At 66.2% G+C, this 22225-nt stretch carries 21 protein-coding genes; 7 read left to right on the top strand and 14 right to left on the bottom strand.

Annotation, left to right across the window (positions count from 1 at the left end):
- Positions 1-4 precede the first annotated feature (4 nt).
- The gene (locus tag FHR22_RS04310; protein WP_166939293.1) at positions 5-967 is read right to left on the bottom strand and encodes an SDR family NAD(P)-dependent oxidoreductase; all 963 of its coding nucleotides are present in this window, start codon (positions 965-967) and stop codon (positions 5-7) included.
- A 97-nt stretch (positions 968-1064) separates the two neighbouring features.
- Between FHR22_RS04310 and FHR22_RS04315 the strand changes: the two genes are divergently transcribed.
- Positions 1065-2045, top strand: coding sequence for an AraC family transcriptional regulator (locus tag FHR22_RS04315; protein ID WP_243853461.1), 981 nt, complete (start codon positions 1065-1067; stop codon positions 2043-2045).
- A gap of 141 nt (positions 2046-2186) precedes the next feature.
- Here the strand turns inward: FHR22_RS04315 and FHR22_RS04320 are convergent, their stop codons facing one another.
- From FHR22_RS04320 to FHR22_RS04360, 9 genes are all read right to left on the bottom strand, one after another.
- The gene (locus FHR22_RS04320; RefSeq protein WP_166939295.1) at positions 2187-2717 is read right to left on the bottom strand and encodes a DUF4189 domain-containing protein; all 531 of its coding nucleotides are present in this window, start codon (positions 2715-2717) and stop codon (positions 2187-2189) included.
- A gap of 158 nt (positions 2718-2875) precedes the next feature.
- A complete protein-coding gene (gene leuA, locus FHR22_RS04325) occupies positions 2876-4540 on the bottom strand; it encodes a 2-isopropylmalate synthase (RefSeq protein ID WP_166939298.1) in 1665 nt (554 codons plus the stop codon).
- A gap of 253 nt (positions 4541-4793) precedes the next feature.
- Positions 4794-5180, bottom strand: a complete 387-nt coding sequence (locus tag FHR22_RS04330) for a hypothetical protein (RefSeq protein ID WP_166939300.1) — start codon at positions 5178-5180, stop codon at positions 4794-4796.
- A 71-nt stretch (positions 5181-5251) separates the two neighbouring features.
- Entirely contained in the window at positions 5252-5749 is a 498-nt protein-coding gene (locus FHR22_RS04335; RefSeq protein WP_166939303.1) for a rhodanese-like domain-containing protein, read from the bottom strand.
- Positions 5750-5842: 93 nt separating this feature from the next.
- A complete protein-coding gene (locus FHR22_RS04340; protein WP_166939305.1) occupies positions 5843-7051 on the bottom strand; it encodes an ABC transporter permease in 1209 nt (402 codons plus the stop codon).
- Positions 7048-7770 (bottom strand): ABC transporter ATP-binding protein, encoded by a 723-nt coding sequence (locus tag FHR22_RS04345; protein WP_166939307.1) that lies wholly within the window; start codon positions 7768-7770, stop codon positions 7048-7050. The genes FHR22_RS04340 and FHR22_RS04345 overlap by 4 nt, the downstream gene beginning before the upstream one ends.
- Positions 7771-7774: 4 nt before the next feature.
- Positions 7775-9202, bottom strand: coding sequence for an efflux RND transporter periplasmic adaptor subunit (locus FHR22_RS04350; protein WP_166939310.1), 1428 nt, complete (start codon positions 9200-9202; stop codon positions 7775-7777).
- Positions 9199-10605, bottom strand: a complete 1407-nt coding sequence (locus FHR22_RS04355; protein WP_166939312.1) for an efflux transporter outer membrane subunit — start codon at positions 10603-10605, stop codon at positions 9199-9201. The genes FHR22_RS04350 and FHR22_RS04355 overlap by 4 nt, the downstream gene beginning before the upstream one ends.
- A gap of 212 nt (positions 10606-10817) precedes the next feature.
- Entirely contained in the window at positions 10818-12116 is a 1299-nt protein-coding gene (locus FHR22_RS04360; protein ID WP_166940758.1) for an MFS transporter, read from the bottom strand.
- Between the two features lie 164 nt (positions 12117-12280).
- Between FHR22_RS04360 and FHR22_RS04365 the strand changes: the two genes are divergently transcribed.
- Positions 12281-12916, top strand: a complete 636-nt coding sequence (locus FHR22_RS04365) for a class I SAM-dependent methyltransferase (protein ID WP_166939315.1) — start codon at positions 12281-12283, stop codon at positions 12914-12916.
- A 3-nt stretch (positions 12917-12919) separates the two neighbouring features.
- On the opposite strand, the gene FHR22_RS04370 is transcribed toward FHR22_RS04365, so the two are convergent.
- Complete coding sequence (locus tag FHR22_RS04370; protein WP_166939317.1) at positions 12920-14116, bottom strand: phospholipase D-like domain-containing protein; 1197 nt, start codon at positions 14114-14116, stop codon at positions 12920-12922.
- A gap of 152 nt (positions 14117-14268) precedes the next feature.
- Here FHR22_RS04370 and rpoZ point away from each other — a divergent pair, with 152 nt between their 5' ends.
- Positions 14269-14613 carry a DNA-directed RNA polymerase subunit omega gene (gene rpoZ / locus FHR22_RS04375; RefSeq protein WP_166939319.1) on the top strand — a complete coding sequence of 115 codons (345 nt, stop codon included), beginning with the start codon at positions 14269-14271 and terminating at the stop codon, positions 14611-14613.
- Between the two features lie 306 nt (positions 14614-14919).
- Here the strand turns inward: rpoZ and FHR22_RS22500 are convergent, their stop codons facing one another.
- Positions 14920-16236, bottom strand: a complete 1317-nt coding sequence (locus FHR22_RS22500; RefSeq protein WP_166939321.1) for an SPOR domain-containing protein — start codon at positions 16234-16236, stop codon at positions 14920-14922.
- A gap of 269 nt (positions 16237-16505) precedes the next feature.
- Here FHR22_RS22500 and FHR22_RS04385 point away from each other — a divergent pair, with 269 nt between their 5' ends.
- From FHR22_RS04385 to FHR22_RS04400, 4 genes are all read left to right on the top strand, one after another.
- Complete coding sequence (locus tag FHR22_RS04385; protein ID WP_166939323.1) at positions 16506-17228, top strand: AAA family ATPase; 723 nt, start codon at positions 16506-16508, stop codon at positions 17226-17228.
- A gap of 15 nt (positions 17229-17243) precedes the next feature.
- On the top strand, positions 17244-17903 hold the full coding sequence (locus tag FHR22_RS04390; RefSeq protein WP_166939325.1) for a hypothetical protein: 660 nt from the start codon (positions 17244-17246) through the stop codon (positions 17901-17903).
- Positions 17904-17905: 2 nt separating this feature from the next.
- Positions 17906-19300, top strand: a complete 1395-nt coding sequence (locus tag FHR22_RS04395; protein ID WP_166939328.1) for an SPOR domain-containing protein — start codon at positions 17906-17908, stop codon at positions 19298-19300.
- A gap of 196 nt (positions 19301-19496) precedes the next feature.
- The gene (locus FHR22_RS04400) at positions 19497-19730 is read left to right on the top strand and encodes a hypothetical protein (protein WP_166939330.1); all 234 of its coding nucleotides are present in this window, start codon (positions 19497-19499) and stop codon (positions 19728-19730) included.
- A 275-nt stretch (positions 19731-20005) separates the two neighbouring features.
- On the opposite strand, the gene FHR22_RS04405 is transcribed toward FHR22_RS04400, so the two are convergent.
- Both FHR22_RS04405 and FHR22_RS04410 read right to left on the bottom strand, forming a co-directional pair.
- Positions 20006-21229, bottom strand: a complete 1224-nt coding sequence (locus FHR22_RS04405) for a dihydroorotase (RefSeq protein WP_166939332.1) — start codon at positions 21227-21229, stop codon at positions 20006-20008.
- Complete coding sequence (locus FHR22_RS04410; RefSeq protein WP_166939335.1) at positions 21220-22215, bottom strand: aspartate carbamoyltransferase catalytic subunit; 996 nt, start codon at positions 22213-22215, stop codon at positions 21220-21222. The genes FHR22_RS04405 and FHR22_RS04410 overlap by 10 nt, the downstream gene beginning before the upstream one ends.
- Between the last annotated feature and the right edge of the window lie 10 nt (positions 22216-22225).

Below are 22225 nucleotides of genomic sequence, written 5' to 3' on the forward strand. Positions count from 1 at the left end.
GGCGTCAGAAACGCTCGCCGACCATCTCCTCGCTCTTCGCCCACAGCGCCTTGGCGTTGTCGGGGTCGAGCGCATAGGCGCGGACGCCCGCGCGCAACCCTTCGTCCTCGGCGAGTTCGGCGACGTGGCAATCCTCAAGATAGCGTCCGCCGATCACGGCCGGATCGGCGACCGCCGCGGCCCAGACCGAGGTTGCGGCGCCCTGCGGGATCGATTTGAATTCAAAGGTTTCGCCGCCCGCCGCCTTCGCGCTTTCGTTGATCTGTGCGACGAGCGCTTCGAGTGCGCCGGCATCGAGGTGGCGGGCGAGTTCGGTGTGGATGCCGCCCGGATGCAGCGCCGCGGCGCGGACGCCGCGATCCCGGTGGCGCCGGTCGAATTCGACGGCGAAGAGGATATTCGCGGTCTTCGACCGGCCATAGGCGGCCCAGGGATCATAATCGCCATTGTCGAAGTTCGGGTCGGCGAGGTTCACGTCCGAAAAACGGTGCCCCGACGACGCGAGGCTGACGAGGCGGCCGCCGTCCCTGATCAGCGAAGCGATACGGTTGACGAAGGTAAAGTGGCCCAAGTGATTGGTGCCGAACTGCGTTTCGAAGCCGTCTGCGGTCTTGCCGAAGGGGGCGGCCATCACGCCGGCGTTGGTGATCACGACGTCGAACGGGCGGCTGTCGGCGACGAGCTTGTCGGCGGCGGTGCGGACGCTGGCCAGCGACGCGAGGTCGAGCGCGATGAGTTCGAAGCTGCCGCCGCTGGCCTTCGCGGCGTCGCGCACGTCGGCGGTCGCGCCTTCGGCCTTGGTCAGGTCGCGCGCCGCGCCGACGACATCGGCACCATGGGCGACGAGGGCGCGGGCGGTTTCGACGCCGAGCCCGGCCGAGACGCCGGTGACGAGGAAGCGTTTGCCCGAAAGGTCGACGCCGGCCAGCACGTCGTCGGTGGTCGATTTGGCATTAAACTGGGTCATGATGGACTCCTTGAGAGGCAGAGCGGGGAGGGGATGCCCTGACCCGGCCAAGATAGGCGCGCGGTCTGCCCTGGCGCTGCCCGATCATGGCAGCTGCTTGCCCAATCCTATCAATGCGGCGCCGCCCGCGCGCGCGTGTCTTGCGCGCGGGCGCGCGGCGTCCGATGTTGCGATCATGCAGGACAGGCTCGACTCGATATGCGCGCAGGTGCTGCGCCACGCGGTTTCTCCCTATTATGAGACGCCGGTGCCGCGGCTGGTCGTCGCGACGCAATGCGCCCCGACGAGCGGGGTCGCGACCGTTTACGAGCCCGTCACCTGCCTGATCCTGCAAGGAACGAAGCAGGTGGTGATCGGCGACCAGATGCTGCGATACGATGCGTCGAGCTATTTCGTCGCCTCGCTCGACCTGCCCGCGGTCGGCCGGGTGGTCGAGGCGACCCCCGACAAACCCTATGTCGCGGCGGCACTGCGTCTCGACCGGACGGTGCTCGCCGACCTGATCGCGAGCATGGACCCGGCGGCGATCGGCCATGCGCCGGGCGAACTCGCGGGTTTCGCGGTCGCGTTGGTGACCGAGGAACTGGTCGAGGCTTGGGCCGGGCTGCTCGGGCTGCTCGACCGGCCGGGCGACGTCGCGATGCTGGCGCCGATGCGCGAGCGCGAGATCCTCTATCGCCTGCTGCAGGGGCCGCTTGGCGGGCAGCTGTGCGCGATCGCGCAGGAAGACAGCCGCCTGTCGCGGGTGCGCCGTGCGATCCTGTGGATGCACGAACATTATGAGGAGATGCTGCGCACGGCGGCGCTGGCCGAGATTGCGGGGATGAGCATTGCGTCCTTCCATCGGCATTTCAAAGCGGCGACCGCGATGAGCCCGCTGCAATTCCAGAAGACGCTGCGCCTGCACGCGGCGCGGCGGCTGCTGGCGAGCGGCAGCGAGGCGAGCCGCGCGGCTTATTCGGTCGGCTATGAGAGCGCATCGCAGTTCAGCCGCGAATATGCCCGGGCGTTCGGGATGCCCCCGTCGCGCGACGCCGAACGGCTGCGCGGCATGGTGCAGGTGGGGGCGGGGGTTTAGCATCCCCTTCGTCGCCCAATGGCGATGCCGTGTGTCCCGGCGGCCCGGTCGGTCGGCGGGAGGTGGCCGCCAAGGCGATGATCGTCATCATGCCTTGGCGGCCGGGGGGAGGCGCTGCGTCCGTTCGCCCGGTGCCTGCGCCTATCGAACCCGCTGCGGCTTGGCACATTCGGTGAACTTGATCTCGCAATCCGACCCGCCGCGTTCGGTGCAGGCCTGCAGCGCTGCCTCGGTGGCGCGGGGAAGGGTGATGTCCGAATAATAATGCCGGCTCCAGCTTCCATCCGGGTGCCTGCCCTGCGAAACTGCGGCGCACTGATTGGTAAAGACGAATTCGACCTTGCAACTGGTGCCACCCTTTGACTGGCAATGGGCGATCGCGGCCTTTTTTGCCTTGCCCCGGCTCGACATCGCGCCCGCCATACCGATCTTGAAGACCGTCTCGTCGAAAGCGAAGGCACCCCAGCGCGGTTCCCACTCCATTCCCGATGAGGAATTGCCGCCCGTGCTACCGTCGCCGTCACCGGTGTGCGGGATGCATTCGACGCCCGGCGTGCCCGCGGCGTTCGGAATGAAGCCGGGCGGACAGGCGTAGGCGGTCGTTGGCGGGAAATAGATCGCACAGGCAACAGCAAGCAGCATCGCCGGTGTCCATCGCGCCAGGTTTTGCATCCGTTTTCCCCGATCAGCCTTGTTGGGCCGCCAGTATCGTCCGAATGGGGCGATATGGGAAATAACGTAAAAACAATGTGTTGATTGAGGGTTTGGGCGCTAGCACGGCCGGGGACTGTCCGGTAACGGACAGCCCCGTCGCGATTCATGGCGCCCGTTCATGCGCCGTTGGCAGCACTCAGGATCGCCCGTACGCTCGCCGTCGCCACGTCGGTATCGAGCCCGCAGCCGAACAGGCTCTTCCCGTCCGCCGTGCGGCATTCGACATAGGCCGCGGCCTGCACATTGCTGCCTTGGCCGATCGCGTGCTCGCTGTAATCGACGATGTCCATCACCGGGCCGCCGCTTTCGCTGAGCGCGGCGATGACGCTCGACATCAGGCCGTTGCCGCGGCCGCTGACGCTGCGCGGGGTGCCGTCGATGGTGAGCTTGCCGGCGAAGATGCGGTCGGAGCCCGAATGGGTTTCCGACCAGTCGACGAGCTGGAAGCGCTTGGCTTCGGTCGCCAGATACTGACCCTCGAACGCGTGCCAGATATCCTCGGCGCCGAGTTCGCGGCTCGTTTCGTCGGCGAGGGCCTGGACGATATGGCTGAAGCTCGCCTGCATTTTCTTGGGCAGTTTCAGGCCCTTGTCCTGTTCGAGTACCCAGGCGACGCCGCCCTTGCCCGACTGGCTGTTGACGCGGATCACCGCTTCGTAGCTGCGACCCAAATCGGCGGGGTCGATGGGCAGGTAGGGGACTTCCCAGCGTTCGTCATTCTGGCGTTCGCGCGCGGCGAAGCCTTTCTTGATCGCGTCCTGATGGCTGCCCGAAAAGGCGGTGTAGACCAGCTCGCCGCCATAGGGGTGGCGCGGGTGGACGGGCAAATTGTTGCAATATTCGACCGTCTGGATGACCTCGTCGATGTTCGAGAAGTCGAGCTGCGGGTCGACGCCCTGCGTGTACATGTTGAGCGCGATGGTGACGAGGCAGGTGTTGCCGGTGCGTTCGCCATTGCCGAACAGGCAGCCCTCGACGCGGTCGGCGCCCGCGAGCAGGCCGAGCTCGGCCGCCGCGACGCCGGTGCCGCGGTCGTTGTGCGTGTGCAGGCTGATGATCGCGCGGTCGCGGTTCGGCAGATTCTTGCAGAAATATTCGATCTGATCGGCGTAGATGTTCGCCGTCGAGGCCTCGACCGTCGCGGGCAGGTTGAGGATGATCGGGTTTTCGGCGGTGGGTGCAAGAATCTGCATCACCGCTTCGCAGCATTCGATGCTGAAATCGAGTTCGGCGGTCGAGAAGGTTTCGGGGCTATATTCGAAACGCCAGTTGGTCTGCGGCAGGCGCGCGGCATTGTCGCGCAGCTGCTTGGCGCCCTCGATCGCAATGCCCTTGATATCGGCCATGTCCATGCCGAAGACGATCTTGCGCCACGCCGGGCTGACCGCGTTATAGACGTGGACGATCGCGGTCCTGGCGCCCGCGAGGCTGTCGAAGCTGGTGCGGATGAGGTCGGCGCGGCTTTGCGTCAGAACCTGCGGGGTAACATCGTCGGGGATGCGGCCATCGCGGACGAGGCCGGAGATAAAGTCATATTCGGTCGCGCCGGCGCTGGGGAAGCCGACTTCGATTTCCTTCAGCCCGATGCGGACGAGCAGGTCGAAGAAGCGCGCCTTCTTTTCGGCATCCATCGGGTCGATCAGCGCCTGGTTGCCGTCGCGCATGTCGGTGGAGAGCCAGATCGGCGCCTTGGTGTTGACGCGGCCGGGCCATTCACGGTTCGCCAAGGGAACCTGCGGAAAGGCGCTATATTTGACCGAGGGGTCGCGGAGCATGGTCATGGGTTGAAACTTCTTCTGCTGGGTTGGTGTCACTTGTCGATCGGACCCTTGAGCGGGTGGCCGCGACTAGCGCGCAGCCAGTGTCACGCCCAAGGGCGTGTAAGTCGCAGAAGAAGAAGGGCGTCGGTGCGCATCGCGACGCTATTGGTTTAAAATGTCGCGCTTGGCAAGGGGGAGCGAAGAAAATGTCGCCGGACCGCGTACAGGGGGATCGCGGCCCGGCGGAGGTGCAGGGGTCGTTGGAGCGCGAGGGTCAGGCGGCCTCGCTCTCGTCGTCCTCTTCGTTCGCGTCGTCTTCGTGCGTGTCGTCTTCGTCCCAGGGTTCGAAGACTTCTTCCTCGAACATATTGTCGACCGCGTGGATGCGGACGCCGATGACCCAGTCGTGGAGGGGGCCTTCCCATGCAGCCTCGACCTCGGTCAGCGTGTCGCCGGCGGCGTCCGCGGGGCGGTCGCCGACAAGGTCGAAGTCCTGAAAGCCGTCCTCGGGCGGGGTGATATAGACATGCGGGTCGAGCCGGACATTGTTCCAGCCCGTGGTGGGCGCAAGACCCTCGGTCTCGACGGTCAGCACGGGATTTTCCTCATCGCCGCCGATCGCGGCGTTTACTTCGACAATTTCGCGTACCAGTTCGCTCATCGTCCATACTCCTGTCGGGGTGGTTCGCCCCGGTGCTACAGGAGTCGTGTGACAGATTGGGGTGCGGCGGTTCAGCCCTTCACCCAGCCGACCGCCGGATTGTCGAAGTCGACGACATCGGCGAGTTCCCAGACGTTGGGATAGCCATAGCCGACGAGGTTGATGAAGGTCTGGATATTGAGCGCGAGGCCGCGCGACTTCATCGGCACCGGGGCGCGATCGTTCGAGAAATTATTGTTGCAATAGATGAGGATAGGGCGGTCAGGGTTGGCGCCGATCACCGCCGCCAGACTGTCGGCGGTAAAGTCGGTGAGCGGCAGGTTGATCGCGCCTGCGATATGCCCCGCGGCGAAAGCGTCCTTCGAGCGCGCGTCGAGGAGCAGGGTGCCGGGTTTCGCGGCTTCGGCCTTGAAGCGGTCCAATGCGATCAGCCGCTCGGCGCGCTGGGGGGAGACGGCGGCGGTAAGCTGCTGGAAGGCGGGATAGTCGATCTGGGGATTGGCGGGCGCGATTTGGGCGAGCGCGGGCGTGGCGGCGAATGCGAGGGCGAAAAGCAGGGTCTTGCGCATGGTGATCCTCCCTTTGATGGGGGGAGGTTAAGCGCGCGTTGGTGGATGGGGGATGAACCGCAATATGCGCAACGTGACGATCAACGAAGCAGCCTATTCATGCCGCAGCGCGTCGATGGGATTGAGGCTGGCGGCGCGGCGGGCCGGAAAATAGCCGAACACGACGCCAATAATCGCCGAAATCGCAAAGGCGATGACGTTGATCTGCGCATCGAACATCCAGCTCACCTGCATCAGCGGCGACAGGACCGCGATGGCGAGTTGCGCGATGACGAGGCCCGCCAGCCCGCCGAGGCAGGACAGGACGATCGCTTCGACCAGAAACTGCAGCAGCACTTCGCGTGCTACCGCGCCGATCGCGAGGCGGATGCCGATTTCACGCGTGCGTTCGGTAACCGATACCAGCATGATGTTCATGATGCCGATCCCGCCGACGAGCAGCGAGATCGCCGCCACCGTCGCAACGATGCGGGTGAGAAGGGTGGTCGTCCCGGTCAGCGTCTCCGAAATCTGCTTGGTGTCGAAAATGTTGAAATCATCGTCCTTGCCGCCGGTTATCTTGCGCCGTTCGCGGAGCAGGTCGGTGATCGAGGCCTGTACCTGTTCGTTCGCATAATTCTGATCGACTCCGACCAGCATCACCGACACATTCTGGTTGCCGGTGAAGCGGCGCTGCACCGCTTTGACCGGCATGATCACGATATCGTCCTGATCGCCGCCGAAACCTGCCTGGCCGCGCGTCGACAGCACGCCGATGACGTCGCAGCTTACCCCCTTGATGCGAAAGCGCGTCCCGACCGCGCCGCCGCCACGATACAGATTCTGGCGGATCGTGTTGCCGATGATGCAAACGCTCTTGCCCGCCTGCTCCTCTGCGGGTGTGAACGTGCGGCCCTCGGCGAGCGGCCAGGGCTGGACGGTGAAATAGGCGTCGGTAGTGCCGTTGACCGTCGTCGACCAGTTGGCGCCCTCGTAGATCGCGGTGCCGCTGGTCTGTGCCTGCGGCGCGACCGCGGTGACCCCGGCGATCTGCTGCGCGATCGCTTCGAGGTCGTCCATTTCGAAATCGGGCGGACGCGGGCCGCCGCCGCCGCGGCCGAAGCCCTGGCCGGGGCGGATCTGGAGGATGTTGGTGCCGAGCGCCGAAATCTGGCTCTGCACCGCCGCTGTGGTCGCGTTGCCCAGGGTCACCATCGTCACGACCGCCGCGACGCCGATGACGATGCCCAGCACGGTCAGGAAGGAACGCAGCACATGGCGGCGGATCGAGCGCAGCGCGAGGAAGAAGGTCGTGCCGATCACGCGTCGGACCCCGCAAGGCCGAGCGGTTTTGGATTGGCCTCGATCCGTTCGACCAGCCCGTCCTTGAAATGCACCAGCGTGTGGGCGAATTCGGCCATATCGGGTTCGTGGGTCACCATCAGCACGGTGATGCCGCTGTTGCGGTTGAGGTCGGACAAGAGTTGCATGATCTCGACCGATCGTTCGGAATCGAGATTGCCCGTCGGTTCGTCGGCGAGCAGCACCTGCGGCCGGGTGACGATGGCGCGGGCGATCGCGACGCGCTGTTGCTGGCCCCCCGACAGTTCGGCGGGAGTATGGTCCCACCAGTCCTTGAGCCCGACCTTGTCGAGCGCCGCCATCGCCGCGTCGTGCCGTTCGGCCTTCGGGTCGCCGCGATAGACGAGCGGCAGTTCGACATTTTCGAGCGCGCTGGTGCGCGAGAGAAGATTGAAGCCCTGGAAGACGAAGCCGAAATATTTGCGGCGGAGCAGTGCGCGCTGGTCGCGGGTCAGCACCTCGACGCGGTGCCCGCGAAACAGATATTGCCCGCGCGTCGGCACGTCGAGGCAGCCGAGGATGTTCATCGTCGTCGACTTGCCCGATCCCGACGCCCCCATCACCGCGATGAAATCGCCCGGCATGATGTCGAGGTCGATGCCCTTGAGCGCCTGGAAAGCGGTCGGTCCCTCGCCATAGGTTTTGACGATCCCGCTGAGGCGGATGATGGGGTCCGCCATCGGATCAGCCTCCGCCGCCCCCGCCGCGCCGGCCACCGCCACCGCCGCCGCCCGCACCGCCGCCAGCGCCGCCGGACCCGGCAGCCGCTGCCGATGTGTCGTCGGAGAGCTGGCCGGTAATCACCTTGGATCCGGCGCGCAGACTGCCCGAGGTAACTTCGGTGACGCTGCCGTTGGTTTCGCCCGTGGTGACCTGGACCGCCTGGGGCTGTCCCTCGCCGCCCAGAATATAGACGGTTTGCTGCGCGCCCCGATCGGACGTGACGGTCCGCTCCGGCCGGTCGCCGCCGCGCCGCGGGCGACGAGGCACCAGGGCGCCGGTGATCCCGCCGCTCGATGCAGCTGCCCCGGCCTGCGCGGGGCGGTAGCGCAGCGCGGCGTTGGGAATCAGCAGCGCATTCTGCTTGTGCATGGTGACGATATCGGCGGTCGCGGTCATGCCGGGACGAAGCTGCTGTTTGGCGTTATCGACCGAAAGGATGGCGGTGTAGGCGACGACGGTGCCGGCGCTGGCGCTACTCGCGGTGGAGGATGACGAGGAAGACGACGAGTTGCCGCTGTTGTTCGACCCGACGTTGACGCGTTTGATCTTCGCCGGAAAGCGCTCGCCCGGAAAGGCGTCGACCGTGAAGGTGGCATCCTGGCCTTCCTTCACTTGTCCGACATCGGCTTCGTCGATCGACACCTCAAGCTCCATCTGACTGAGATCTTCGGCGATGGTGAACAGGACGGGGGCATTCAGGGACGCGGCGACGGTCTGACCGGGCTCGATATCGCGCGAAAGCACGACCCCGGTCACCGGTGAATAGATGCGCGCCTTCGACAAATTGGTCTGTGCGGTGCCCAGCGCGGCGCGTTGCTGCGAAACCTGCGCGCGCGATGCCGCGAGCGACGCGGTGGCGCGCTTCTGGTCGGCGCGTGCAGCGTCGAGCTCGGTCTTTGAAGGCACACGGCCGCCCGACAGGCGGAACACCTCTTCCTGGCGCGCGAGCGTCGCGTTCGACAGCGCCAATGTGGCCTGTGCTTCGCCGACATTGGCCTCGGCGGCGGCGAGGCTTGCTTCGGCCTGAACGACCGAATCCTGCAGACGCGCCGGGTCGAGCGTCGCGAGCAATTGCCCCTTCGTCACGCGGTCGTTCACATCGACATAGACGTTCGTGATCAGCCCCGACTGTTCCGAACCGACATCGACCTGATTGATCGGCTTGATGTTGCCGGTGGCGGACACGGTGACGGTCAGCGCGCCCTTGCTGACCTCCCCGGTCGAATAGCGGACGGCGTCGCCGGGGCCGAAACAACGATAGAGCAGGAGGAGAAACAACAACGCAAGCAGGGCGACGCCGATCCACTTTCCCCTGCGAAGCCAAGGGTTTGCCGGCTTCACGCCCAGAAATTCGTCGAGCGTCTCGTCGCGCTTTTTTTCGTCGGTCATGCGCCGGTTCCGTTCGTTTCCATGGTCTGCCATCCGCCGCCGAGCGCATTATAAAGCTGGACCACGGCCAGCGCCTGCGCCGCTCGCGAACTGGCCAGGCTGTTGCTCGACGACAGAAGCGAGGTTTCGATATTGGACAAGGTCTGAAAGTCGGTCAGCCCCGACTGATATTGCAGCCGGGCGAGAAAGGCGCTGTTGTTTGCCGCTTCGCGCGCGATCGCCAATTGGGCGCTGCGCTCGTCGGCCGACGACACCGCAACCAATGCGTTTTCGACGTCTTCGAGCGAGGTCAATATGGTCTGGCGGTAAGCGGCAAAGGCGCCGTCGGCGGCCGCACGCTGTGCCCGGACCCGCGACGCGCGGGCGCCGCCGTCGAACAATATCTGCGACAGGCCCGCGAACAGCGATCCGGCGATCGTGTCGAACAGGCCCCCGGTGGTGAGGGCGCTGGTCCCGAGCGAACCGCTCAGGCTGAGCGAGGGCAGCAACTGCGCCTGCGCGACCCCGATACGGGCGGTCGCGGCCGCGAGGTCACGTTCGGACGAACGGACGTCGGGTCGCTGGCGAAGTGTGTCGGCGGGGAACCCTGCGGCGATGCCGGTCGGTGGGGCAGGAATCGGTGCCACCGGTTCAAGCGCCGCGGTCGCGGCGCCCGGTGCCTCGGCGGTCAGCACCGCGATGCGATTGAGTGCGTTGCGGATGCCAGTCCGGATTTCGGGGATGCTCGCTTCGGTCTGGGCCAGCTGGGTGCGCGCCTGCTGCTCGTCGAGCGAGGAGGCGAGGCCCGCCTGCACCCGCCAGCGGGCGATATCATAATTGTCGCGCTGATAGCCGACGGTGCTTTGGGCGATCGCGAGCTGTTCCTGCGCGAGGCGCAGCTGCACATAATTCGTCACGAGTTCGGCGATGATCGCGATCCGTACGCCGGCGAGGTCATAGCCGGTTGCCGCCTCGTCGGCCCGTGCCGCCTCGACCGCCCGCCGGTTGCCGCCGAACAGGTCGACCTGCCAGTCAGCGTCGAGACCCAGCGAAAAACTGCTGCTGTCCTTGCCGTTGATCACGACGTTGCGGCCCGCGCGGCCGCTCCCGCTGACCGTCGGCAACAGGTCGGCGCCGGCCTGGATCGTCGCTTCGCGGGCTTGCCTAAGACGCGCCTGTGCCTGGACGATGTCGAGATTGACCGAAATGGCGCGTTCGACAAGCCGGTCGAGCGCCGGATCGTTGAACCGCTTCCACCACGACGCGAGCCCGGCCTCGTCGAGCGCCGCGACGCTGCCATCGCTATACGTCGAAGGCAGTGCCAGATCGCCTGACGTGGCGGGGCGATAATCGGGGCCGACGCTGCAGGATGCCAGCGATGCCGATGCCAGCAGGACGATCAAAGATCCGTATCGCTCGCTCATCTACGGCATCCATATCAAGGTTGCCCGGCTTTCACAGGCGCCGGCGATCGGTGATCGTGCCCACCTTGTAACGACTTGCGATACCCAGTCAAAATCCATTTAAACACTTGTGACCCGAGAGCTGCCACGTGCAACATATCCCATCGGCCGCGAAGCTGCCGACCGAAGCGCCGTCCTCGGGTTCGCCGGGATGGCGCGGTTCGGCTCGCGATTCAGCCGATGTGCGTGTCCTGCCGCAGCGCGGACCAGCCCCATGCCACCAGCCAGACGCAAAAGCCCGCCATCAACCCATAGGCGACCATCGGGTGCCAGTTGTAGAGCAGCACCCCGATCGCGGGCGAGACGATATAGGCCGATCCGTTGATCGACGCGGTCATGCCCGCGACGGCACCCTGATCGCGGCGGGGGACGGCGAGTGAGGAGCCGGCGGTGAAGCCGGGGCGGAACAGGCCGAAACCGAGCGAAGCGGTCGCGAAGCCGATGACGATGCCGTGCAAATCCTGCGCGAGGCCGGTCATCACGATCCCGCAGATGGCGAGAGCCGCGCCCCAGAGGACGGTCGGGCGCGGGGTCATCTTGAACAATGGAATCAGCCCCCATTGCGCGAGCAGCGTCGCGAAAGCGCTGGCCATCAGGACCGTACCGGTCAGCTCGGCGGCGGTTTTCGGATCGCCGCGCAAATGAAGCCGATCGAGGATCAGGAATCCGATGACGCCGATCATCATCGCTTGCGCCTGTCCGCCGAGCAAGCCGGCGAGCAGCCACGGCCGAACCCGCTCATCGCGCCAGCTCAGCGGTTCTTGCGCCGGGGCATCGGGATCATTTTCCTCGTCACTCGTCGGTTCGATTGGCCCTGCCGACAGCGGGTAGGGCGCGATCGCGCCGCGCGCCGCGAAGCGCGGCGTATCGTTGGGGAGGCGCCAGCGCAGCAAGGCCAGCACGACCATTCCGATCAGCGCGAAGATCAGCATCGGGCCGGCCATTCCGACGACCGGCAGAATGAAATAGGGCGCGACCGCGGGCCCGATCACCGTCCCGATGCCGAAGGAGGAGGAGACGAGCGACAGCGCCTGCGTCCGCTCTTCCGGGTCGGTGCGCGAGGCCACATAGGCCTGGACCGCGGGCGGTGCGGCGGATCCCAGTCCGCCGTAAAGGCTGCGAAACAGCGCGAATATGACGAAGGTGAGCCCGGCGCCGATCAGCCCCTTCAGTCCGGCCCAAAGGACAAGGCCGCAAAGGGCCATCGACGAGAGGAAGCCGATGATACCGAGCGCCATCAGCGCCTTGCGGCCGCGCTTGTCCGATTGCCGCGCCCAATGCGGCGCGGTGAGAACCCAGAGCAGCGCCGACCAGCTGAAGGCCAGGCTGACCCAGACGTCGGGGATATGCAGTGTGGTTCCGATCGCGGGCAGGATCGATTGCATCGCGGTGTTGCCCGCCGCGGCGACCAGCATCACCGCGAAGAGGACCGCCATGCGGTCGGCGGGGATCGATTGCGAAACCGTCGCCATATCCTGTTGGCCCCTGCTGGCGCCTGCCGCCTTCGGCTCGTCGCGCATCCCTGTCTCCCTACACCGCGAGGAAGCGCTGTCCAGAGTCAAGCCCCACTCTTTCCTTGCGCCCGCGCGCCTATTTTGCCACCCCTTTAAGCAACCGCAACAACGCGAAAGCCATCATGACCAATCCCCGGGCGCAGGCCCAATCGAATGTCGCGCCGATCCGCCGGATCCGCGAAAGGCTGAAGCGCTTTTTCGGGCCGTGGGGCATGTTCGTCCGCGGTTTCATCAAGCATCCGGTGATGGTCGGGTCGATCGTGCCGTCGTCGCCGACGCTGATCCGCCACATGCTGAAACCCGTGGACTGGAAGAATACGAAGCTGTTCGTCGAATATGGCCCGGGTGTCGGCACCTTTTGCCGCCCGGTGCTCGAACATATGGCCGGCGACGCGACGCTGATCGCGATCGACACCAACGAGGATTTCATCGATTATCTGCGGGGGAATATCCGCGACAGCCGCTTTATCGCGGTCCACGGGTCGGCGGCGGATGTCGAGGATATCATCGCCGCGCACGGGTTCGATCACGCCGATTATGTCCTGTCGGGCCTGCCGTTCTCCACCTTGCCCGCGGGTGTCGGCCCGGCGATCGCGGCGGCGACGCATCGCGCGCTGCGCCCCGGCGGCGCCTTCCTCGTCTATCAGTTCCGCGCCCGCGCGCGGGACTTTCTGGCGGCGCATTTTGGCCGCATCGACAATGCGTTCGAATGGGTCAATGTCCCGCCCTGCTTTCTCTTCTGGGGCTGGAAGGAATAGAGCTTACACCTCGGTATCGGGGTCGGTCTCGGCGAGGCCGAAGTTCAGCCGCCGCGTGACGGTATAATCGGCAAAACCGACGACAAACCACGACAATGTCCAGCGCAGCCGCGTCAGCCAGCCGGCGCGCGCCTTTTGAACGTCGGCGGTGATGATAGCGCAATCGGCCTCCAGCCCGGCGATGAAATCGCGCATTTGCCGCGCAAATCCGGCGTCGGCGATGCGCAGCATGACCTCGACATTGACGAACAGGCTGCGCATATCGAAATTTGCGGTACCGACATGGACGACATCGTCGATGACGATCAGCTTCATGTGCAGCCGGCACGGAAGATATTCCCAGACCGTCGCCCGCTTGCGCAACAAATAGCCGAAAAGCAGGCGCGAGGCGCCGATGGTGGCCGGATTGTCCGACTTCGCCGCCATCACAAAGCGGGCGCGTCCGCGCTTTGCCACGCGCCCCAGCCGCCGCAGCATGCCCTGACCGGGCGAAAAATAGGCCATCGCCATGTCGAGCTGATGCGCGCGGTCGAGGTCGGCGCGGACCGAGCGCGCCCATGGCGACAGGCGCTGGGTTGGCCCGCCGACCAGCCACGACACGGGCCCGCTATCGACCGGCCATTCGCGGATCAACCGGCGCAGCATCAAAAGCTTGCCGTCGTTGTTCACCGTATAATCGTGGATTTCGGCGAACCAGTCGACCATCCGCGCCACCGTCGGCCCGCGCACGACGATGCCAAGGTCGAACCAGCAATGGGTGCGGCGGTTGCTGAGATAGGGATCGGCGATGTTGAAACCGCCGGTTACCGCGACATTGTCGTCGATCAGCAGCAGTTTCTGGTGATTGCGGATCAGATAGCTCGATCGCCAATGCCGCGAGAAGAAGGTCACGCTGCCGCCCGCCGCCCGCAGCGGGGCAAAGACGCTGTCCGATATGTCCGACGAGCCGAAGCTGTCGATCACCGCGCGGACGCGGACCCCGCGTTTCGCCGCCGCGGTCATCGCGTCCAGCACCTGCGCCCCCGCGATGTCATGCTTGAAGATATACATGACCATGTCGACGCTACGGATCGCCCCGCCAAGCAGCGCGAGGATCCGCTCGAGCCGCTGGTCGCCGTCGACGATGACCTCGATCCGGTGCCCCGCGACATCGGCCGTCAGCGTCCTGGCATCGCTGACGGGAAGGGGCGCGGCGGTCATGCACCGCTCATAGGCCCGGCGCGGCGCGGGGGGCAAGGACGGACGGCAGTAGACGCGGTTTTATTGACATTCGCATGCGGCGCTGCTAGCGCGCAGCGCTTGCCGCCACGCCCCCAAAAAGGGCATGGCCTCTCCTCAATCAAGGAATTACCATGGCCCGCGTTACCGTCGAGGATTGCGTCGACAAAGTTTCCAACCGTTTCGACCTGGTTCTGCTCTCGGCGCATCGCGCGCGCGAAATCTCGGGTGGTTCGGAGCTGACCATCGACCGCGATCGCGACAAGAACCCCGTCGTCGCGCTGCGCGAGATCGCCGAACAGACCGTGCGTCCGAAGGATCTGCAGGAAACTTTGGTCGGTTCGATGCAGAAGGTCGTCGTCGACGATGACGACACGCCCGATGAAATCAGCTCGATCAGCCGTTCGGCCGAAGCGCTTCGCCTGACCGCCGCGGCCCCGCCGCGCAGCCCGGCAGGCGGTGGCAGCGACTTCGAATAAGTCGCGCCATTACGGATTATGAAAAAGGGTCGCGGGAAACCGCGGCCCTTTTTTGTTGGCGGTTGTGCATTTGGCTGGGGCGGCTGGTTGCGGCCGATTGTTGCCCTTTTTCAGTCATCCCGGGCTTGACCCGGGATCCCGCTTTTCTGAGGGTAACGCAGGTTTCGACGTCCAGCGGGACCCCGGATCAAGTCCGGGGTGACGAAAAAGGGAATGTCCGCAACCGGCCGGAAGTTGCCGTTCCCGTCGGGGTACACAAACGAGCGAATGGCCGCTTTCCTACCCCAAGGCCGACACCCTGGTAAGTTACCTGTCGACAACGAGGCAGGCCTGGCCCGACTTGCGGACGGTGGCGCAGAAGCTTTCGGTTTCGCCCTTGTTTGCGAAATCACCGACCTGCAGGCGGGTCAGCTTGCCCTGCACAAGATAGGGCTGGCGCGCCGCGAAGGCGGGGTGCTTCTTTTCGAGGCTGAGCCACAGCTTGCGCGCATTGCCCTCGACCCCGAAGGCCCCGAGCTGCGCGCGCCACGGGCTCGCCGTCGCACTGCGCACTGATGCTGCCGGGGCAGCAGGCGCCGCGGCGACAGCCACGGGCGCGGGCTGCGCGACCGGGGTCACGGGAACGGGCTGCGCCGGCTCGGGCGCGGGCGGCAATTCGCCGCTTTCGGGCGGCGCGGTGTAGGTCGTTCCGGGCTGCGCCGGCGCGGCCCGTGCCGGGGCGGGCTGCGACGGCGGCAGCGCGGCGGTGCGGATCGGTGCCGGGACCGCGCGGACGGGCGCTGGCGTGGTCGCCGTTGCGGCGGCGGCTTCGCTGGCGGCCTGAACCGCCGCTGCTGCGGCGGCGTCGGCGGCGGGTGAGGAGAGCGGCGCAGGCGCCGGGACCGGGGTGACGCGCGCCGGTGGAGCGGGTGCCGGCGCGATCACGGGCGGCGGCGCATAGGCGGTTCCGGGCTGCGAAGCGGGCAGGCTGGCGGTTTTTACCGGCGACGGGGTGGGCTTGGCCGGGGCCGGCGCGGCGGCATTGACCGCGGCCAGGCGCGCGCGTTGCTCGTTCTTCTCCATTTCGGGGAGCATCGCGAGGCCGCGCTGGCGCTGTTCGAGCGGGATGAGGTTGTCGAGCTGCGCCAGCCGCGCCGAAGCGATGCCGAGCCCGGCGTCGCTCGCGCGCTTGGTCAGCGCATAGGCGCGCGGCCAGTCCTGCGCGGCAAGGTCGCCATTGAACATCGCGGTGCCGAGGACATATTGCGCGCGCGGCTCGCCACGCTCGGCCGAGCGGAGGATATAGCTCATCGCCTCCTCGCGGCGGTTCGCGGTGAAGAGGATGAGGCCCAGATTATCCTCGGCCTGCAAATGCCCCTGTTTCGCGGCGCGGCGGTACCAGGTTTCGGCCTGCGTCAGATCGGCGGGCACGCCGCGGCCGAGCTTATAGGCCTGGCCGAGATTGAATTGCGCATCGGCATCGCCGGCCAGCGCGAGCGGCCGCCACTCGGCCACCGCGGCTTGATAGTCACCCGCCTGCCACGCCTCGACGCCTTGCTTGACGTCGGCGTGTGCGGGAGCCGCGAGGATCGCCGCCGAAGCGAGCGGGATCGCCAGAAAAAGGGCGGTGCGGAATGAGCGCATCTGTATTCTCCAATGACATGCGCCGCTCAGGATGAAGAATCCCGGGCGGTGCGCAGTCCCGAAGCCGTCCTACCCATAAATGGCTAACAGCGCGTTAGCGACGGGCAAGCGATACGCGAATCCTGATCCGTTTCGGGACACCTGTCCGTAAAGCCGATGTTTACCACAAGCGTGAAGAAGGTGTTCACCCTCTTTTTGACATCGTTAACCCAATTTTAGCGCCCCGCGTGGCATTCCCCGCCGCAATTGAGGTAATCAGGGGGGCAGTCGTGCGCGTTTTGGCATTGGCTTCACAAAAGGGCGGGTCGGGCAAGACGACATTGTCGGGGCATCTCGCGGTGCAGGCGCAACTCGCCGGCGCCGGTCCGGTGGTGCTGATCGACATCGATCCGCAAGGCTCGCTCGCCGATTGGTGGAACGAACGCGAAACCGACCTTCCGGCCTTTGCCCAGACCACGGTCGCGCGGCTTGCCTCGGACCTCGAAATCCTCCGCCAGCAAGGCTTCAAACTCGCCGTTATCGACACGCCGCCGGCGATCACCATGGCAATCCAGAGCGTCATTTCGGTTGCCGAACTGATCGTCGTCCCGACGCGCCCCAGCCCGCACGACCTGCGCGCCGTCGGCGCGACCGTCGATCTGTGCGAACGCGCCGGCAAGCCGCTGGTTTTCGTCGTCAACGCCGCGACGCCGAAAGCGAAGATCACCAGCGAAGCCGCGGTTGCGCTGTCGCAGCATGGCACCGTCGCGCCGGTCACGCTGCATCACCGCGTCGATTATGCCGCGTCGATGATCGATGGCCGCACGGTGATGGAAGTCGATCCGAACGGCCGCTCGGCCGAGGAGATCCGCCAGCTCTGGTCCTATATGAACGACCGGCTGGAAAAGAATTTCCGCCGTACGATCTTCTCGTCGCCGCTGCCTTCGCAGTCCGGCTATGGCGCGGTCCGTCCGATGGGCGGTGGCTTCGGCCGCCGCATCGCGGGCCAGTAAGGGGGAGCCGGAGTGATGGGCGAACCCAAACCCCTCGCATCGCTGAGCGCCGGTCTGCTGGCGCGCAAGGGCGCCGCGCGCCCCGCAATGCGCCGCCAGCCGCTCGGCAGCGGCCCCGCGGTGCTGAATACGGTCGGTTACGACGACCTTGGCTGGAACGACATGGGATATGATGTCGATCCCGAACAGTCGACCGAACCGACGAACATGGTCGATCTGAAACCGATGCTGGCGGGGTCGGTGCTCGCGCACAACGTCGAGGCCGAACAGGCGGTCGACGAAAGCGCCGGGCATGAATTGACCCCGATATTGGGCGACGCGTTGGCGAACGAGGAAGTCTTTCCGGCCGAACCGCCCGCGATCCCCGAGGTCGTTCGCCAGCAGGAAACGCTGGCCGACCGTGTCGCCGCGGTGGCGCGCAAGGTCGAACAAGGCCCTGTCGAGCGCCAGCCGCGTACGCTGCGCGCCCGTGAAAAGGCGGCGTTCACGCTGCGTCTCGATGCCGAACGCCACCTGCGGTTGCGGCTCGCGAGCGCGGTGACCAACCGGTCTTCGCAGGTGATCCTGACCGACTTGCTCGACGAATATCTGTCGTCGCTGCCCGAAATCGACGCGATGGCGAGCCGCCTGCCGGCGGTGCGCCCGACGCGCCAGACGATGCGTAAGGGGGACTGATCATGAACCGCAACATGCTAATGAAGCTGGCTATTTCGGGCTTTGTCCTGGGAATTACGACCTTCGGGCACGGGACGCTGGGCCAGAGCGCCGAAGCGTCGAGCGTCGGCAAGCCCGGTATTGCCGAGAAATCGGCGGGTGCTGCGCGGACCGCGCTGGAAAAGGGCAAGGCCGGCAAGGCGGTCGGCTATGCCGAAGCCGCCGTCGCCGCGAGCCCGCGCGATGCCGGATATCGCGCCTTGCTCGGCCAGGCCTATCTGAACGATGGCCGCTTCGCCTCGGCCTCGACCGTGCTGACCGAAGCGATGGAGTTGGGCGCGAACGACGCCAACACCATCATCGCGCTCTCCCTTGCGCATATCGCGCAGGGCAAGGCGGCCGACGCCGTCGCGCTGCTCGGCGCACACCGCGACACGGTGCCCGCCCCCGATGCCGGGCTGGCCCTCGCGCTGGCCGGCGACAATGAATCGGCGATCTATGTGCTGACCGAAGCGGCGCGCGCCGAAGGTGCGAGCGCCCGCACGCGGCAGAATCTGGCGCTGGCGTTCGCGCTGTCGGGGCGCTGGGCGCAAGCGCGCATTCTCGCTGCGCAGGATTTGTCGCTCGCCAAGGTCGACCTTCGCATGACCGAATGGGCAAAACTTGCGGGGCAACCCGATGCCCAGTTGCGTGTCGCCAGCCTGATCGGGACGAAGGCCAAGGCTGATGCTGGCATGCCGGTGCGTCTCGCGCTCGCCAATTCGGCGGATACGCGGATGGCCGCAGCCGGCGATGGCGCCGGGGATGAGGTGGCACTCGCTGCTGCCGACCCGGCGCCGGTCGATAGCTTCGCACCGCCGCCGCCCGTGCTGGCCAGCGCCGATACGAGCATTCGCTCGGTCGAACTGCCGATGCCGCAGCGCGACGAAAACGGCGTCGTTCCGGTGACCGAACTGCCGCAGCCGGCAGCCGCGCCCGCCGAAGTGATCATGGCCGACGCGGTGCCTTATCGCGCCGCGCCGGGGGCACCCGCCGAAACGGTCCGTCCTGCGCAGGCGCAGGCGCTGGAGCTGGCGACGCGCATCGTTCCCGCAGCGTTCAATGCCAAGAAGCCGGACGGCTGGGCCGTCCAGCTTGGCGCCTATGACAGCCTCGGCATCGCCAAGGAAAAATGGGGCGTGCTGAAGAAGAAGAACGGCATGCTCGCGAGCTTCCCGGCGTCGAGCCACGCGGCCACCGTGAAGGGTCGCACCTTCTATCGCCTGACCGTCAACGGCCTCTCGACGCGCGGCGACGCGACCGAAATGTGCCGGCAATTGAAGGCGCAGGGACAGACCTGCTTCATTCGCCAGATGGGCGGCGCCGAAAGCATCCAATGGGCCGCCAAATCGAGCCCGATGCGCCTCGCATCGCGATAAAGTTCGACACTCCGGGGGGAGTGGACCGAGGAAGGGGCGCAGCCGCGAGGCTGCGCCCCTTCGCTTGTAAGGGAGCGGAGATGACGCGGGGTTTGCGAAGAGATGAGATGTTTTTGCGGTGTGTTGAGCCGCAAGACGCTGGGAAGACACAGAATTGTGGTTAGAGCGCAATGCCTGATAGTGGACGGAGTTTATCATGAATATTTTCAAAAAGGCCGCCGTGGCACTTGCCGCAACCTCGATGGCTTTGGCGCCGGTGGTGGCTTCGGCTGCCCCCGCGGCGGCTTTCGACGGCGCACGTGCAACCTCGACTGTCGATGGTCAGAGCGAATTTGAAGGCTCGACCTGGCTTTATGCCCTGATCGCCCTGGCGGCCGTCGTCGGTGTCGTGCTTCTGGTCGACAAGGATAGCGATCCGGTCAGCGCCTGATTCTCTATCGAAGCTATCTTTGCGGGCTCCGTCGAAAGACGGGGCTCTTTTTGTTGGTGATGCCGATTGCATCGCGGGGAAGTGATGTCGGTTTTGGGGTGGGGAGCGGACGCTGCTTAACGCACCTTCGTCATCCCGGGCTTGACCCGGGATCCCGCTTTTTTTTGGGCAGCGACAGTTTCGACTTCAAGCGGGACCCCGGATCAAGTCCGGGGTGACAAAAAGGGAAATGGCAACTTCCAGCCGTTATCCGACAAACCGGCTTCACCCAGCCCCTAACGCACCCGCAAACCGCCCTTCCAGATCGCGGTGGCACGGCCTTGCACCGGCATGCCGTCGAAGGGCGTGTTGCCTGCCCAGGCCGCCATCTTCTTGGCGTCGACCTGCCACGGCGTGCCTTCGTCGATCAGGATGAGGTCGGCTTCCTTGCCCACCGCGAGGCTGCCGGCATCGACGCCGAGCAGGCAGGCGGGAGTGGCCGCGAGCAGTTCGAACAGGCGGCCCGGCGAAACATGGCCGTCGCGGACAAGGTTCAGGCCGAGCGCGAGCAAGGTTTCGGCGCCGGCCATGCCGGGCAAAGCCTCGGCGAAGGGCAGGCGCTTGTCTTCGGGGCCGCGCGGGTCGTGGCCCGAGGCGAGGATGTCGATCGTGCCGTCGGCGATCGCGGCAAGGCAGGCGTGGCGATCATCTTCCGACCGGAGCGGCGGCGACAGGCGTGCGAAGGTGCGGAAATCGCCGATCGCGGTGTCCGAGAGGAGCAGGTGCGCCGGGGTGATGCCGCAGAGGACGGGCAGTCCCTTCGCCTTGGCGGCGCGGATCAGGTCGAGCCCGCGCGCGGTCGTGACCTGCCGGAAATGGACGGGCGCGCCGGTTTCCTCGACGAGCGCCAGGTCGCGCGCGATCGCGATCGCCTCGGCGATGGCGGGCGCCGAGGCGAGGCCGAGGCGTGTCGCCATCTCGCCGTCGGTCGCGACGGCGCCGGCGGTGAGTCCCTCATCTTCGGCATGGATGATCGTGACGAGGCCAAGCGAGGCGGCGTAGGTCAGGACGCGGCGCATGACGCCGCTGTCGGCGATGCGGCTGCGGCCGGTGGCGATCGCGCGTGCGCCCGCCTGTTTCATCAGGCCGATCTCGGCGAGTTCCTTGCCTTCGAGGCCCTTGGTGGCGGCGGCGACCGGATGGACCCAAAGGTCGGGCTTGCCGCCCTTGGCCGCCCGCTCGACCAGCCCGGCGCCGTCGAGCGGACCGATATCGGGCATCAGCGCCGCGCGCGTGACGCCGCCGAAGTGAAAGGCGGGCTTGTCGGTCGCGAAGACCCCGAGATCGATGATGCCGGGGGCGAGCCATTGGCCCCTGGCATCGACCGTCTCGGTCCCTTCGGGAAGGTCGCGGGGGTCGATCGCGGCGATGCGGCCGTCGACCGCGAGCAGGCTGCCCGGGCGCGGCGTGTCGCCGTCGATGAGCAGCGCGCCGGTGATATGGAGCGGCTTCAGTTCCATCCGGGCACCCCCCGCTTGCGGCGCGTCAATATGTCGAGGCACGCCATGCGCACCGCGACCCCCATTTCGACCTGCTCGGTGATCGTCGAGCGGACCGGGTCGTCGGCGATGCTGCTGTCGATCTCGACCCCGCGATTCATCGGGCCGGGGTGCATGACGATGGCATCGGGTTTCGCTTTTTCGAGCCGCTTCGGGGTGAGGCCGTAGAGCGTATGATATTCGCGCGGGCTGGGCAGATAGGCGCCGTCCATGCGCTCATTCTGCAGGCGGAGCATCATCACGACGTCGGCGTCGTGCAAGCCTTCGTCCATGTCGGTGAAGCTGGTGACATGCATCCGCTCCATCGCGGGCGGCGTCAGCGTCGGCGGTGCGACGATGCGCACCTCGTTGCCGAGCAGGGTCAGGGCAAGAATGTTCGAACGCGCGACGCGGCTGTGGAGGACATCGCCGCAGATGGCGATCGTAAGGCCCTCGACCCGGCCGAGGCGGCGGCGGATCGTCAGCGCGTCGAGCAGCGCCTGCGTCGGATGCTCGTGGCGGCCGTCGCCGGCGTTGAGCACGGGACAGTCGACCTTGTCGGCGATGAGCTGCACCGCGCCCGAACTGGCATGACGGATGACGATGGCATCGGCGCGCATCGCGTTCAGCGTCATCGCGGTGTCGATCAGCGTTTCGCCCTTCTTCACGCTCGACTGGGCGGCGTGCATGTTGACGACGTCGGCGCCGAGGCGCTTTCCCGCGATTTCGAACGACAGCAAGGTGCGCGTCGAATTTTCGAAAAAGGCATTGATGATCGTCAGGCCTGCGAGCCGGTCGTCATGCTTCGCGGCGCCGCTGCGGTTCATCTCGACCCACTGTTCGGCGGCATCGAGAATATAGCTGATCTCCCACGGGGTGAGCGGGGCGATGCCCAGCAGGTGGCGATGGCGAAAGGCATCGCCGCCGGGCGGATAGTCGCTGGCGGGTCGGGTGGTTGCGTTTGTCATTAAAGCCGAG

Origin of the sequence: Sphingopyxis panaciterrae, from assembly GCF_011762125.1 — a bacterium.
Lineage (GTDB): Bacteria > Pseudomonadota > Alphaproteobacteria > Sphingomonadales > Sphingomonadaceae > Sphingopyxis > Sphingopyxis panaciterrae.